Source organism: Roseicyclus marinus (assembly GCF_036322625.1).
Taxonomy (GTDB): Bacteria; Pseudomonadota; Alphaproteobacteria; order Rhodobacterales; family Rhodobacteraceae; genus Roseicyclus; species Roseicyclus marinus_A.
In genome coordinates, this window is the sequence record NZ_AP027266.1 from 606563 (window position 1) to 621001 (window position 14439).

Below are 14439 nucleotides of genomic sequence, written 5' to 3' on the forward strand. Positions count from 1 at the left end.
GGGAGCGAATTTTCGCGCGAAAATTCGGGGGGCTCTGCCCCCGGCTTTCAGCCTCCCCCGGAGTTTTTTGGCCAAGATGAAGGGGAGGGCGAGGGATGAAGGCGGTTTGGTACGAGCGGTTCGGACCTGCGGGCGAGGTGCTGCAATTTGGCGAGATGCAGGATCCGGTGGCGGGGCCGGGCGAGGTTGTGGTGCGGCTCCATGCGTCGGGGGTCAACCCGTCGGACGTGAAGCTGCGCGCGGGCGCGAGGGCGGGTGCGGTGATGGCCTATCCGCGCATCGTGCCTCATTCGGATGGCGCGGGCGTGATCGAGGCCGTGGGGGAGGGCGTCGATCGGGCGCGGATCGGTGAGCGGGTCTGGATCTGGAACGCGGGCTGGCAGCGCGCGATGGGGACGGCTGCGGAGCGTGTCGCGCTGCCAGCCGAGCAGGCGGTGCGCCTGCCCGATGGGGTGGGATTTGCGGAAGGGGCCTGTTTCGGCATTCCGGCTATGACGGCCTGGTATGCCGTGATGGGGGATGGACCTGTCGCGGGGCAGACCCTGATGGTGACGGGCGGCGCGGGAACGGTTGGGCGCTATGCCGTGCAGATGGCGCGGGCTGCGGGCGCGCGGGTGATCACAACGGTTTCCTCGGCGGCGAAGGGCGCGCATTCCACGGCGGAGGACTGGGTGAATTACCGCGACACGGATGTGGCGGGCGCGGTGATGGATCTGACCGGCGGGGCCGGGGTGGACCGGATCATCGACGTGGATTTCGGCGCGAACCAGGCCACGGACCTGGCGCTGGTCAAGCCTGGCGGCGTGATCGCGGCCTATGCGAGTGCGGCCGAGATGGTGCCGCGCCTCGAATTCTATCCGTTCATGTTCAAGAACGTGCGGCTGCACATGCTGATCGTCTACCAGTTGGCGGGGGAAAAGCGCCGCGCGGGTGAACGGCAATTGACCGCCTGGCTCGAGGCGGGCGTTCTGTCCCATGCCGTTGTTCCGGGCGGGGGCCTGTCCGATTGTGCGGCGGCGCATGACATGGTCGCTGCGGGCCAGAAGCTGGGCACAGTCGTGCTGGACATCTGACCGGTCAGGCGTGCTAGCCTGCGCAACGGGGGGTATGTCGCGGCGGGGAGGCCGCGGGCCCCGCGCAGGGGAGGATGTCGCGATGACAGGATACGTCAGCCGCCACGGCACGATCGAGGTCGCGCCGGTGTCGATCACGGAAAAGCTGTTCGAGGGGCTTTTGGGCCGCGAGGCCGAGGTGGCCATCGTCGATGGGCCCACGGGGCGCGCGCTGACTGCGGGCGATGTCGTGGACGGCATCCGGCGGCTTGCGGGCGGATTGACCGAGCGCGGCATCCTGCCCGGCGGCACGGTCGCGATCCTTGCGCCGAACATGCCAGAATATCCGGTCGTCTTTCACGCCGTGGCCTGGGGCGGGGGGACGGTGACCACGATCAACCCGACCTATACCGCGCCCGAGATCCGCCACCAGCTGGAGGATGCGGGCGCGGTTTTGCTGGTCACGGTGCCCGCATTCGCCGAAGTCGCGCAGGCCGCCATCGAGGGGACGGCGGTGCGCGAGATCGTGGTGATCGGGGGCGAGCGTTGCCTGTCGCTCGAGGATGTGATGGGTCAGCCGCTGATGGCGCAGGCCCCGGTGGATCTTGAGAGCCATGTGGTCGTCCTGCCCTATTCGAGCGGCACGACGGGGCGACCCAAGGGGGTGATGCTGACCCATCGCAACCTTGTCGCGAATGTCACGCAATCGGGAGCCGTGGCCGGGATCGGCGCGCGGGATGTGGCCATCGCCTTTTTGCCGTTCTTCCACATCTACGGCATGACGGTTCTGATGAACCTGTTCCTGCAGAGGCGCGCCAAGCTTGTGACCATGCCGCGCTTCGACCTCGAACTGTTCCTGCGCCTGATCGAGGCGCATCGGGCAACGCGGCTTTACATCGTGCCGCCGGTGGCGCTGGCCCTGGCCAAGCATCCCTTGGTCGATCAATTCGATGTCTCGAGCGTCGAGGAGATCTTTTCCGGCGCCGCCCCGCTTGGCCCCGAGATCGAAAAGGCGGTCGGAGAGCGGTTCGGCGCGCGCTCGGTCCAGGGCTATGGCATGACCGAGATGGCGCCGATTTCCCACATGACGGTGGCAGGCAACGTGCGGCATGGGTCGAGCGGGCAGGCTGTGCCCTCTACCGAATGCCGGATCGTCGACCCGCTCAGCCTGAAGGACGTGGACCCCGGCGTGGAAGGGGAGCTTTGGGTGCGCGGCCCGCAGGTGATGCTGGGCTATCTGAACAATCCGCAGGCCACGGAAGAAAGCCTGACACCGGACGGCTGGCTGCGCACCGGTGATCTGGCGGTGATCGATGACGAAGGCTTCATGTATATCCGCGACCGGTTGAAGGAACTGATCAAGGTCAAGGGCTTCCAGGTCGCGCCCGCCGAGGTCGAGGCAGCGCTTTGCGCCCATGACGGGGTTGCCGATGCCGCCGTGGTGGGCCGCCCGGATGACGAAGCGGGCGAGGTGCCGGTGGCCTTTGTCGTGCGCGCGGCAGGGGCCGAGATCGACGAGGCGGCGCTGCGCGCCCATGTCGAGGGCTGTCTGGCCCATTACAAGCACCCGGTGGAGTATCGTTTCGTCGAAAGCGTGCCGAAGAGTGCGTCGGGCAAGATCCTGCGCCGGGAATTGAGGGCGGTGTTTTAGAGAGCAGGCCTGTTACCGGACGATGGACGGCTGATGCATCGTTCGAAAGCTTGCCATAGTTGTCGGAATCAGTTTTTTTGGCGTAAAAAAGTAACGCCGCGCTGGACATAGCGCGCCCCAGTGCTTTTATTGGACATAGTAAATTACGAGTAGGTAAATTGTATGTTGAGTGAAACTTTTTCCTTTGTCGCTGTGGTGTTCTCGGGCAGCAACACCACCCAGAGCCGCGCCAGCTCTTCAAGGTACACCGTCTTCGATACAGAAGACAATTGGAACAACGGTGTCACAATGCCCGGGGATCGCATAGGGGTGGTAGGCCCTGGTTCGAGTACCAGTGAACTTATGTTCCTCAACGGTACGACAAGATACGGCATTGTCGTAGCTCGAGGTTTCCGGCGGTTCTTGCTCACAAACAGGTACTATGCATTCAATGAGCCCCTTTTGGGGTTCACTTCTGCAGAACCCTACAATTACTGCTTCCTGTCCGGCACGCTGATCGCCACGCCCTCGGGCGAGGTGCCGGTCGAGCATCTGAAGATCGGCGACCTAGTCACGACGGCGGATGGCCGTGCCGTGCCGGTGAAATGGCTGGGCGAGCAGCGGCTGAGAAACTCGATGTTCACGCCCGCCCGCATGGCGCCGGTCTGCATTGCCAAGGGCGCTCTGGGCGAGGGTCTGCCGCATGGCGACCTCTATGTCAGTGCCGATCACGGCCTCATGATCGACGGGTTGGTGATCAACGCGGGTGCGCTGGTGAACGGCTCCACGATCCGTTTCGTGCCGATGGCCGAGATGGAGGCATATTTCACCTATTACCACGTCGAGACCGAGGCGCATGATGTGATCCTCGCCAATGGCGCGGCGGCGGAAACCTTCATCGATTATGCCGGGCGGCAGGTCTTTGACAATTACGCGGAATACGAGGCGCTATACGAGGCCGAACGGATCATCCCCGAGATGGAGCGCCCGCGCATTTCCTCGGCGCGGCAGGTGCCGCCGCAGATCAAGGCGCGGCTTGCGGCGGGCGTGGATTGGGACGCGGCACTGGCCGATCCGGAGATGTCGGTGACCCTGCAACGGGGCGCGGCCTGAGGGCAAGGCGTTCGACCAAGGATAACGGGGCGTTACCGGGCCATGACAGGGCAGCCCCCATTGAGTTCGGCAAGGCGGATATGGATCGACGGTTTCACTTCATCTCGGGCCTGCCCCGGTCGGGCTCGACGATGACGGCGGCTGTGCTGCGGCAGAACCCCGAGTTTCACGCGGCCATGTCCGGGCCGATCGCGGGCCTGTTCGAGGGGATGATCGCGCAGGTCTCGGCGGGGTCCGAGATGGCCTCGATGGTCAGCTACGAACAGCGGCGGCGGCTTCTGAAGGGGTTGTTCGAGAATTACTACGCCGACCTGGACGCGCGGGTGGTCTTTGACACCAACCGATCATGGACCGCGAAATTCGCGGCGATACTGACCGTCTTTCCCGATGCCAAGGTGATCTGCCTTGTCCGCGACGTGGCGTGGATCATGGATTCGATGGAGCGGCAGTATCGCAAGAACCCGTTCGAGAACACGCGCGTCTTTGCCAACCCGCAGCAGCGGGCGACGGTCTATTCCCGGCTCGAGGCGCTGGGTGGACCCAACAGCCTCGTCGGCTTTCCGTGGAACGCGCTGAAAGAGGCCTGCTATGCGGACTATGCGGACCGGCTGATGCTGGTGGATTACGACCTGCTGGTGCGGCGTCCACGCGATGTCTTCCGCGCGATCTACGAGTTCATCGACGAGCCGTGGTTCGAGCATGATTTCGAGGCGGTCGAGTATGATGCGCCGGAGTTCGACACGCAGCTCGGCATGGACGGGTTGCACCGTGTCCACAAGATCGTGGCCCCCCGCGATCGTGCGACGATCCTGCCCCCGGATCTGTTCCGTCGCTACAGTTCCATGTCGTTTTGGCGGCATATGGACGACTCGAAAGTGGCCCGCCTGATCCCCTCCGTGCCACAGCGAACGACAGCTCACGAGGGTTGAACTGCGGGCCCTCCCGTCGTCACCCGTGGCGCAGGACCAGCATGGGGGGACAGGCCGCCCTGCTGGCCGATGTGATCATGCCGACTTTCGGAGAGCACGAAGAAACCACCCGGCAAACGCCAAGGGGCGCAAGCATGGTCCTTGGCTGTTGATGACGCTTGGCGATGTGGATCTGGTTCGGCTGCGGGAAGGGATAGCTTACAAAGCAGCGCTTCTATTGGGTCGCGTCGGTCCGAGGCAGCGCGCGGCTGGACCAGTTCAACGCCCGACATCAAGTCGGCAATCAGGGCAGGAGCTTCTGCCTCGGGTCTGCGGGATGAAGGGTCGTCATGGGGTTTGTGCTTGTTTCCAGTGACCATTGCGACATGGGGGCTGCGCGTCTCGAGACGCGCAGCCCCAAACCTCGAAAACCCAGCACGTGGAAAACCGCGCGCTGAAAATGGTGAACCCATAGAACCCTTCCCTACGCCATCTTGGTTTGAACCGGATACATGATGAATTGCGTCGGTCAGGGTGGTGCCGCCCCCCCCCGATTTGCCGCACCGCGCCCCGTTGACCCTCAAGACGGTGGCGCGTAAATCAACCGCAACGAGACCGGACCGTCCGGGGGTGCAATCCCCCGGCAACAGACCTATCCAGGAAAGGCGACCAGACCGCCATGTCGGACCTGCTGACATCCTATGCTCCGATCCTGATCTTCCTGGCCATCGCCATCGGATTGGGAATCGTGCTGATCCTCGCCGCCGTCGTTCTGGCCGTGCGCAACCCCGACCCGGAAAAGCTGTCGGCCTATGAATGCGGGTTCAACGCCTTCGACGACGCGCGGATGAAATTCGACGTGCGCTTCTACCTCGTGTCGATCCTGTTCATCATCTTCGACCTCGAGATCGCGTTCCTGTTTCCCTGGGCCGTCGCCTTTCCGACCATGTCGGATGTCGCCTTCTGGTCGATGATGGTCTTCCTCGGCGTGTTGACGGTGGGCTTTGCCTACGAGTGGAAGAAAGGGGCGCTGGAATGGGAGTGATGACGGGCACCAATGCCGCCGGTCCCGACCGCGAGGTCGCCACGACCGAGCTGAACCGCGCGTTGCAGGACAAGGGTTTCCTGCTGACCTCGACCGAGGACATCATCAACTGGGCGCGCACAGGCTCGCTGCACTGGATGACCTTCGGTCTTGCCTGCTGCGCGGTCGAGATGATGCACACCTCGATGCCGCGCTATGATGCCGAACGCTTCGGGATCGCGCCGCGCGCCTCCCCGCGCCAGTCGGACGTGATGATCGTGGCGGGCACGCTGACCAACAAGATGGCGCCCGCGCTGCGCAAGGTCTACGACCAGATGCCCGAGCCGCGCTATGTCATCTCCATGGGGTCCTGTGCCAATGGCGGCGGCTATTACCATTACAGCTACAGCGTAGTGCGCGGCTGCGACCGGATCGTGCCGGTCGACATCTACGTGCCGGGCTGCCCGCCCACGGCGGAAGCGCTGCTTTACGGTATCCTCCAGTTGCAGCGGAAAATCCGCCGCACGGGCACCATCACCCGCTGACGCGCCCATCGCGCGCGAAGGAGACGACAGATGAGCGTCGAAACCCTCAAGGAACTGGCCGCCCATATCGCGGACCGCAATCCCGATGCCGTGATCGCGACTTCGGTCTCGGCCCATGGCGAGCTGACGGTCGAGATCGTGCCGGGTGCGGTGCTCGGGTTCATCGAATGGCTGCGGTCCGATGCGACCTGCAAGTTCTCGACCCTCGTGGATATCACGGCTGTCGATTGGCCCACCCGCGACCGCCGGTTCGACGTGGTCTGGCATTTCCTGAGCATGTACCAGAACCACCGCATCCGCGTGAAATGCGCGCTGCGCGAGGACGAGGTTCTGCCCTCGATCACCGGCATCCATCCCGGTGCCGGCTGGTACGAGCGCGAAGTCTACGACATGTTCGGCATCCTGTTCACGGGCCATGCCGATCTGCGCCGCATCCTGACCGATTACGGGTTCCGCGGCCATCCGCTGCGCAAGGATTTCCCGACCACGGGCTATACCGAGGTCCGCTATGACGAGGCGCTCAAGCGCGTGGTCTACGAGCCGGTGAAACTGGTGCAGGAATACCGGCAATTCGATTTCATGTCGCCGTGGGAAGGGGCCGATTACGTCCTGCCCGGCGATGAAAAGGCCAAGGAGGCGGCGAAATGATGGACGGCTCCAAAGGGTTCCAGGACGTCGAGACCGGCGAACAGAAGATCCGCAACTTCAACATCAACTTCGGCCCCCAGCATCCGGCGGCGCATGGCGTGCTGCGGCTGGTTCTCGAGCTCGATGGCGAGATCTGCGAACGCTGCGACCCGCATATAGGGCTTCTGCACCGCGGCACTGAAAAGCTGATGGAAAGCCGCACCTACCTGCAGAACCTGCCCTATTTCGACCGGCTCGATTACGTCGGCACGATGAACCAGGAACATGCCTGGGTTCTGGCCATCGAAAAGCTGACGGGCACCCCCGTGCCGCGCCGCGCGCAGCTGATCCGCGTGCTTTACTGCGAGATCGGGCGCATCCTGAACCATCTTCTCAACGTCACGACGCAGGCGATGGACGTGGGCGCGCTGACGCCTCCGCTCTGGGGCTTCGAGGAACGCGAGAAGCTGATGATCTTCTACGAGCGGGCCTGTGGCGCGCGGCTCCACGCCGCCTATTTCCGCCCCGGCGGTGTCCACCAGGACCTGCCGCCCGAGCTGATCGACGATATCGACACCTGGGCCGATGAATTCCCCAAGGCCCTGGCCGATATCGACACGCTCCTGACCGAAAACCGAATCTTCAAGCAGCGCAATGTCGACATCGGGATCGTGACCGAACAGGACATTCTCGATTGGGGCTTTTCGGGCGTCATGGCGCGCGGCTCGGGCCTCGCCTGGGACCTGCGTCGCGCGCAGCCCTATGAGTGCTACGACGAATTCGACTTCCAGATCCCCGTGGGCAAGAACGGCGATTGCTATGACCGCTACCTCTGCCGCATGGCCGAGATGCGGGAATCGACCTCGATCATCAAGCAGGCCATCGCCAAGCTGCGCGCCGAAGGCCCGGGCGAGATCATGGCCCGCGGCAAGATCAGCCCGCCCAAGCGGTCGGACATGAAGACCTCGATGGAAGCGCTCATCCATCACTTCAAGCTCTACACCGAGGGTTTCCACGTGCCCGAGGGCGAGATCTATGCCGCCGTCGAAGCGCCCAAGGGCGAATTCGGCGTCTATCTCGTGGCCGATGGCACCAACAAACCCTACCGCGCCAAGCTGCGCGCGCCGGGCTATGCGCATCTCCAGGCGATGGATCACCTGTGCCGGGGCCACCAGCTTGCCGATGTCTCGGCCATCCTCGGCTCGCTCGACATCGTCTTCGGCGAGGTGGACCGGTGACAGGCGGCGCCCTGCTTCATCTTGGCCAAAAAACTCCCGCCGGAGGCTTCCGCAGGTAACGCCTTCGCCGCGCTCGACATTTCAAGGACCCGACAGATGCTCCGCCGTCTCCATCCCGACCAGCCCGCCAGCTTCGCCTTCACCCCCGCCAACCAGGCCTGGGCGGAGGCGCAGATCACGAAATACCCCGAGGGGCGGCAGGCCAGCGCCATCATCCCGCTTCTGTGGCGCGCCCAGGAGCAGGAGGGGTGGCTGACCCGTCCCGCCATCGAACATGTCGCCGACATGCTGGGACTTGCGCATATCCGCGCTTTGGAGGTCGCGACATTCTATTTCATGTTCCAGCTGCAACCGGTGGGCTCGGTCGCGCATCTGCAGATCTGCGGCACGACCTCGTGCATGATCTGCGGCGCCGAGGATCTCGTGGCCGTCTGCAAGGAAAAGATTGCGCCGAAAGCCCATCAACTCTCCGCCGACGGCAAGTTCAGCTGGGAAGAGGTGGAATGTCTCGGCGCCTGTGCCAATGCGCCCATGGCCCAGATCGGCAAGGATTACTACGAGGATCTGACCGCCGAGAAACTGGCCTGGATCATCGACGAGATGGCGGCGGGCCGCGTGCCGACGCCCGGGCCGCAGAACGGGCGCTATGCCTCCGAGCCCAAGGGCGGTCTGACCTCCCTCAAGGATCACGAGGCCGGACGCGACCCGCTCAACATCTCGGCGCGTCGCGCGACGGATATCGGCGACACGATCAAGCGGATCGACGGGACCGAGGTGCCGATGCTCGCCCCTTGGGGCAAGCAATCGGGTGGCGACGTGGCGCTGGCCGAACGGCCACCTGCGCCCGCGGCCGATCGCGTCCCGCCAAAGACAGCGCCCAAGCCCGCACCCAAGGCCAAGGCCAAGACCAAGGCCGATGAGACCACGGCCCCTGCCGAGGTCGAAGAGGCGGCTCCCGAACAGCTCTCCGGCCCCCGCGCCGGGCAAGCCGCCGATGATCTCAAGAAGATCTCGGGCGTCGGTCCCAAGCTCGAGGCCCTGCTGAACGAACTGGGTTTTTGGCATTACGACCAGATCGCGGCCTGGACCCCGGCGGAAATCGCCTGGGTCGATGCCCGGCTCAAGTTCAAGGGCCGTATCGAGCGTGATGGCTGGATCGCGCAAGCCGCAACGCTCGCCGCCGCGCGCTGATCTTCTGAGCGGTCACCATGTCGCGGGCCCGGCCTCTGGCCGGGGTGCTCATGCTTCCTAGGTTGCGCCCCACACCGAACGGGGTGCAACCGAGGAAGGACAAAGAAGATGAGCAGTGGACAGCGTTACGTGATGATCATGGTGGTCTGGACGATCGCGGCGATCATGGGATTGACGGTGGCCTTGGCCGCTGTGGGGTGGCTTGGTTTGTGGGTTGCGGTCGGGGCCATCGCGGGGCTGGGGACCACCGTCGTGGGCGGCATATTCCTGCAATTCGCCTTTGCCACCGATTTCGACGCGATCCTCGAAGCGCGGCGCAACAGCGCAACAGGGCGCGACACTTCGTCCTGATCACCCGAGACAAATCGCTTTTGCTGCGTTAGTTTGCCGCAAAAGCACGTCCAGCGGGGGAATCCACATGAAATCGACATCCGGCGGCATCCTGAATTTTGCGATCGCATGGGGCGTGGCCTCGGCGGTGGGCTTTGGCGGAATGGCCGCCTTGATGATCCTGGGCGATTGGACCCTCATCCAGGCGATCTTCGCGGCGGCGGTGATCTTTTTCGTCGTTGGTGCGGTTCTCTCACTGATGTTTCTCAACCCCCTGCCGGGTCCGGTCAAACCGGGCACGGCAGGTTGGGCCGGACGCGATCTGACGGAGGCCCAGCCTGCCGCAGCCGCGGGTGCGGCAACGCCAGCCCCTGCCAAGGCAGCCCCCGTGGCCGCCGCTCCGGCCGCGTCTGCGCCTGCAGCCGCCGCACCGGCACCGGCCCCCGCTCCGGTCGCAGCAAGTGGTGCCGGCACACGGCCCGCAGCGCTTGATGCGCCGCGCGCCGGGGGTGCCGATGACCTCAAGCGGATCAAGGGGATCGGCCCGAAGCTCGAAAAACTGTGCAACAGCCTTGGCTTCTACCATTTCGACCAGATCGCCAACTGGACCGCCGAAGAGGTCGCATGGGTCGACGAGAACCTCGAAGGGTTCAAGGGCCGCGTGACGCGCGACACCTGGGTCGAGCAGGCAAAGCTGCTGGCGGCGGGCGGTGATACGGAATTCTCGCGCAAAGTCGACAAAGGTGAGGTATACTGACCTTCGGGAGGGTTATGGACCATCAATTCCGAGGAATGGGTATGACCAACACCGAAATGATCTGGCTGCGCAGTCAGGCTGCGCAGCGTGACGTCCTTCATCTTTTTTCCTATGGCACGGCGTTTATCGGCACAGCCGCGCTGCAGGCCATGCAGCTCGGCCTCACGGCGCCGCGCAGCTATCTGGCAGCCTTGGCCCGTGCCGCAGCCGTGCCCCCCGCCCCGGTGGCGGAGGTGATCCCGATCGGGGATGCGCCGATCTCCAGACCTATGGCGGAAGTCGTCCCGCTGGCGGAGCCTGTATCGGAGCCTGTGGCAGCGGTCGTTGACCCGACCCCGGCAGCGCATGTCGTCCCGTCCCCGCATCTGCTGGATGCGCCCCGCGACGGGGTGGGCGATGATCTGACCGCGCTCAAGGGTGTCGGTCCGAAACTCGCCGAAGCGCTGAAAGACTTCGGGATCTTCCATTTCGACCAGATCGCCACGCTGGACGAAGAAGGGATCGCCTGGCTCGATGCCCAGCAAAAGGGGTTTCGCATGATCTGCACGCGTCACGACATCGTGGCGCAGGCCCGTGCGATGATCTGAGATTGCGGGACGGGCCGGGGGATTGCCCCGGCCCGTCCCGATCCGCTAGGCAGGGCCGAACGCGACCAGACCGAAGCAAGCCATGCCAACCCGACCCGAAGACAGCGCGACCGAACGCCGCCGCCGTGGCCAGATCCGGCTGGCGGCCATCGTCATGGCGGCGACCATGGTGCTGTGGATGGGCGCAAGTTTCCTTGGTGGGCAGCTTGGCTTGCCGCCGCGCTTTGCCTTCCTGTTCGACCTTGCGGCGATTGCCGCACTGGTCTGGGCGCTGATTGTGACATATTGGGTGTGGAAAGCGCGCCGCGCAGAGCGCTGACGCCAGCCATTCGGCCCGCCAGACCCGGGTCAGAGATACGCGAGAGAGGCCATATGCTTCAGGACAAGGACCGGATCTTCACCAATATCTATGGCATGCACGACCGCAGCCTTGCGGGCGCGAAAGTGCGCGGCCATTGGGATGGCACCAAGGACCTGATCGGCCTGGGTCGCGACAAGATCGTGGAGATCATGAAAGCCTCCGGCCTGCGCGGGCGGGGCGGCGCGGGGTTCCCGACCGGTCTCAAATGGTCTTTCATGCCCAAGGAATCGGATGGACGGCCCAGCTACCTGGTCGTTAACGCGGATGAAAGCGAACCGGGCACCTGCAAGGACCGGGAGATCATGCGCAACGATCCCCACACCCTGATCGAAGGCTGCCTGATCGCGTCGTTCGCGATGGGCGCGCATGCCTGCTACATCTATATCCGGGGCGAATACATCCGCGAGCGCGAGGCGCTGCAGGCCGCCATCGACGAAGCCTACGAGGCGGGTCTTCTGGGCAAGAACGCCGCCAAATCGGGCTGGGATTTCGACCTCTACCTGCATCACGGGGCAGGGGCCTATATCTGCGGCGAGGAAACCGCGCTCTTGGAATCGCTCGAAGGGCGCAAGGGCATGCCCCGGATGAAGCCGCCGTTTCCGGCGGGTGCGGGGCTTTATGGCTGTCCGACCACGGTCAACAACGTCGAATCGATTGCCGTCGTTCCCACCATCCTGCGCCGCGGCGCGGAATGGTTCGCAGGCTTTGGCCGCCCCAACAATGCGGGCACCAAGCTGTTCGCCATCTCGGGCCATGTGAACAACCCCTGCGTCGTCGAGGAAGCGATGAGCATCCCCTTTGACGAACTGATCGAGCGTCATTGCGGCGGCATTCGCGGCGGGTGGGACAATCTCAAGGCGGTGATCCCCGGCGGATCCTCCGTGCCGATGCTGCCGGCCGAGGTGATGCGCGAAGGCGCGATCATGGATTTCGACTGGCTGCGCGAACAGCGCTCGGGCCTTGGCACGGCGGCGGTGATCGTGATGGATCAGTCCACCGACATCATCAAGGCGATCTGGCGGCTGTCCAAGTTCTACAAGCACGAAAGCTGCGGCCAGTGCACGCCCTGCCGCGAGGGCACGGGCTGGATGATGCGTGTCATGGACCGTCTGGTGAAGGGCGAGGCGCAGGTCGAGGAAATCGACATGCTGCTCGACGTGACCAAGCAGGTCGAAGGGCATACGATCTGCGCGCTTGGCGATGCAGCGGCCTGGCCGATCCAGGGTCTTGTGTGCCATTTCCGTCACGAGATCGAGGATCGCATCCGCGTAAAGCGCGGCGGCGTGGTCGAGATCGCGGCGGAGTGATCGCGCGCGGTCTCACGATCCTGTCGGCAGTGGCGCTTGCCGCCTGTATGCCGGCGCTACCCGATTTCGTCGCCGCGGAAACCAGTCTCGAGGTCGGCGGGATCAATCGCGGCGTGCCCTTCAGCCAGAGCTTGCCCGCCATCGAGGTGCGGCGGGGTGACGGCAGTGCGCTCATGCGCGAAGATTGGATCGCCGCAGAGGCCGCAGCCGGGGCGCATTGCGCCGCTCTTGGCGCGCGCTACGAACCCCTGCCGCCCGCACGGGATTACACCCAGATCCGGCTTGATGACGGGGTGTTCTATTTCATGGGGCGTTGCCAGCGCTGACAAACGTCCGAACCGGCGAGTGCTTGACGCACAGGGTTGGATGGGCGAGACCGGGACAGGGCGATCTCGCGCCCGGGCTTTGCTTGCGGACGGAAGACGATGACGATCAAAATCCTGCGTCTAGCCATGCTTCTTGGGGTCGTTGTCGGCGTCTCGGCCTGCGCCTTTCGTGACAATGGTCCGCGCAGTGCGGGGCTTCCGTTCGATGCACGTCTGTCGACCGGCGAAACGCGGCGCGATTTCACCGTGCTGGTGCGGGCACCGGGGGCGACGCTGGAGCAGGCCCGCGAAAGCGCCCGCTTCGAGGCGACACGCCATTGCATCGAACGGACCGGTTTTTCCGATGTTGACTGGACGATCGATCCGGCGACCGGCGATTGGGCCGTGACGCGCAATGCGGGCGGTGAACCGATCGTATCCGGACGTTGCGCGGAACGCTGAGCCGCCCACCCGATCAGGACCGATGTTGCGAAAGCGACGCAGCCCCACGCAAAGCGTGTCGCATTGCGTTGTGCCATGCCGCGCTTTTGCCTAGACTTTCGCCGCAAAGATGATCCGCGACAACGAAAGAGCGCGGGCATGCACGGGCAGCAAGGGCAAATGTACATGGTTCGTTTGTATTGGTACGGGCTTGCGGTCATCTACCTGGCGTTCTGCGTCACGGGCATGATCCTTGGCTATACATGGGGCATCGGTGGTTCGATTCTCGGGGTCGTGATCGGTGCGATGCTGGCCTCGGGCGTGGCGATGGCGGTGAACACGCCCGCGCGGATGGAGGCGGCGCTTTATGGCGTTCTGTCCATTGCGGTCATCGCGGGCACTGTCTGGATGATCGTGATCTTCTGGGGCGTGCGGATTTAGGCCCATGGGGCCCTGCCTATCGGCGGTGCGTTGCTGATCGAGGCCATCGAGGACCGGCTTGTTATTGAATGACAGGGGTCATGCGGCCCATCTGTCGGTCAACAAGCACGGGCAATGTCGAGGCAGCACGCATGAAACCCTACGCAAAGGTAATGTCCCTTTCGATCCTCGTTATCGCGACCGGCCTGTTGACCGCAGCCGGAGCGGCGCGCGCCGACCGTTTCGACGCGCTGCGCAGTGACGAAAGGCTGCACAACGGGCTTTTGGTGATCACCATCGGGCGGCACATCGAACGGACCTGCCCGTCGATCGAACGGCGCAGCTTTGCGGCCAGCGCGTTCCTTCTGGGATTGGCCGGTCACGCGATGGACCTTGGCTACAGCCGGGACGAGGTGACGGCCTATGTCGAGGATGATGACGAACAGGAACGCTTCATCACCCTGGCCCGCGCCTATTTCGCACAGCGCGGTGTGACCGATGATGCCGATACCGAGGGCGCCTGTCGCGTTGGCCGCGACGAAATCGCCGCCGGTTCGCCCATTGGCAGATTGCTCCGGTAGGTCTAAAAGCGGCCCGAACCGA

The 14439-nt window shown here is 64.3% G+C and carries 18 protein-coding genes; all 18 read left to right on the plus strand.

Translation table 11 applies throughout. The features are described 5' to 3' along the window. Window positions 1-95: 95 nt before the first annotated feature. The 18 genes from AABA51_RS02940 to AABA51_RS03025 all read left to right on the plus strand — a co-directional run bounded on the left by AABA51_RS02940 (window position 96) and on the right by AABA51_RS03025 (window position 14417). A complete protein-coding gene (locus AABA51_RS02940; protein WP_338274251.1) occupies window positions 96-1073 on the plus strand; it encodes an NADPH:quinone reductase in 978 nt (325 codons plus the stop codon). A gap of 82 nt (window positions 1074-1155) precedes the next feature. Then, window positions 1156-2703, plus strand: a complete 1548-nt coding sequence (locus AABA51_RS02945; protein ID WP_338274253.1) for an AMP-binding protein — start codon at window positions 1156-1158, stop codon at window positions 2701-2703. A gap of 441 nt (window positions 2704-3144) precedes the next feature. Continuing rightward, the gene (locus AABA51_RS02950; RefSeq protein WP_338274255.1) at window positions 3145-3795 is read left to right on the plus strand and encodes a Hint domain-containing protein; all 651 of its coding nucleotides are present in this window, start codon (window positions 3145-3147) and stop codon (window positions 3793-3795) included. Between the two features lie 80 nt (window positions 3796-3875). Next, window positions 3876-4724 carry a sulfotransferase family protein gene (locus AABA51_RS02955; protein WP_338274256.1) on the plus strand — a complete coding sequence of 283 codons (849 nt, stop codon included), beginning with the start codon at window positions 3876-3878 and terminating at the stop codon, window positions 4722-4724. Between the two features lie 658 nt (window positions 4725-5382). After that, window positions 5383-5748: an NADH-quinone oxidoreductase subunit A gene (locus tag AABA51_RS02960; RefSeq protein ID WP_338274258.1), complete on the plus strand. Its 366-nt coding sequence runs from the start codon at window positions 5383-5385 to the stop codon at window positions 5746-5748. Next, the gene (locus AABA51_RS02965; protein ID WP_338276411.1) at window positions 5748-6272 is read left to right on the plus strand and encodes a NuoB/complex I 20 kDa subunit family protein; all 525 of its coding nucleotides are present in this window, start codon (window positions 5748-5750) and stop codon (window positions 6270-6272) included. Before AABA51_RS02960 ends, AABA51_RS02965 begins: the two co-directional genes overlap by 1 nt. A gap of 30 nt (window positions 6273-6302) precedes the next feature. Beyond that, window positions 6303-6920, plus strand: a complete 618-nt coding sequence (locus AABA51_RS02970; protein WP_338274260.1) for an NADH-quinone oxidoreductase subunit C — start codon at window positions 6303-6305, stop codon at window positions 6918-6920. After that, window positions 6917-8137 carry an NADH-quinone oxidoreductase subunit D gene (locus tag AABA51_RS02975; protein ID WP_338274262.1) on the plus strand — a complete coding sequence of 407 codons (1221 nt, stop codon included), beginning with the start codon at window positions 6917-6919 and terminating at the stop codon, window positions 8135-8137. The genes AABA51_RS02970 and AABA51_RS02975 overlap by 4 nt, the downstream gene beginning before the upstream one ends. Window positions 8138-8233: 96 nt before the next feature. Beyond that, window positions 8234-9328: an NADH-quinone oxidoreductase subunit E gene (locus AABA51_RS02980; RefSeq protein WP_338274264.1), complete on the plus strand. Its 1095-nt coding sequence runs from the start codon at window positions 8234-8236 to the stop codon at window positions 9326-9328. A 108-nt stretch (window positions 9329-9436) separates the two neighbouring features. Continuing rightward, on the plus strand, window positions 9437-9679 hold the full coding sequence (locus tag AABA51_RS02985) for a hypothetical protein (RefSeq protein WP_338274266.1): 243 nt from the start codon (window positions 9437-9439) through the stop codon (window positions 9677-9679). Window positions 9680-9746: 67 nt separating this feature from the next. After that, window positions 9747-10415, plus strand: a complete 669-nt coding sequence (locus AABA51_RS02990; protein WP_338274268.1) for an NADH:ubiquinone oxidoreductase — start codon at window positions 9747-9749, stop codon at window positions 10413-10415. 41 nt (window positions 10416-10456) lie between these two features. Next, the gene (locus AABA51_RS02995) at window positions 10457-11002 is read left to right on the plus strand and encodes a hypothetical protein (RefSeq protein WP_338274270.1); all 546 of its coding nucleotides are present in this window, start codon (window positions 10457-10459) and stop codon (window positions 11000-11002) included. 82 nt (window positions 11003-11084) lie between these two features. Beyond that, window positions 11085-11321: a DUF5337 domain-containing protein gene (locus AABA51_RS03000; protein WP_338274272.1), complete on the plus strand. Its 237-nt coding sequence runs from the start codon at window positions 11085-11087 to the stop codon at window positions 11319-11321. A gap of 53 nt (window positions 11322-11374) precedes the next feature. Next, window positions 11375-12670 (plus strand): NADH-quinone oxidoreductase subunit NuoF, encoded by a 1296-nt coding sequence (nuoF, locus tag AABA51_RS03005; protein ID WP_338274274.1) that lies wholly within the window; start codon window positions 11375-11377, stop codon window positions 12668-12670. After that, on the plus strand, window positions 12667-12996 hold the full coding sequence (locus AABA51_RS03010; protein ID WP_338274276.1) for a hypothetical protein: 330 nt from the start codon (window positions 12667-12669) through the stop codon (window positions 12994-12996). The genes nuoF and AABA51_RS03010 overlap by 4 nt, the downstream gene beginning before the upstream one ends. Before the next feature lie 99 nt (window positions 12997-13095). Then, window positions 13096-13437, plus strand: coding sequence for a hypothetical protein (locus AABA51_RS03015; RefSeq protein ID WP_338274278.1), 342 nt, complete (start codon window positions 13096-13098; stop codon window positions 13435-13437). A gap of 165 nt (window positions 13438-13602) precedes the next feature. After that, the gene (locus AABA51_RS03020) at window positions 13603-13857 is read left to right on the plus strand and encodes a hypothetical protein (protein ID WP_338274280.1); all 255 of its coding nucleotides are present in this window, start codon (window positions 13603-13605) and stop codon (window positions 13855-13857) included. Between the two features lie 152 nt (window positions 13858-14009). After that, window positions 14010-14417: a DUF5333 domain-containing protein gene (locus AABA51_RS03025; protein ID WP_338274282.1), complete on the plus strand. Its 408-nt coding sequence runs from the start codon at window positions 14010-14012 to the stop codon at window positions 14415-14417. The last annotated feature ends 22 nt before the right edge of the window (window positions 14418-14439 follow it).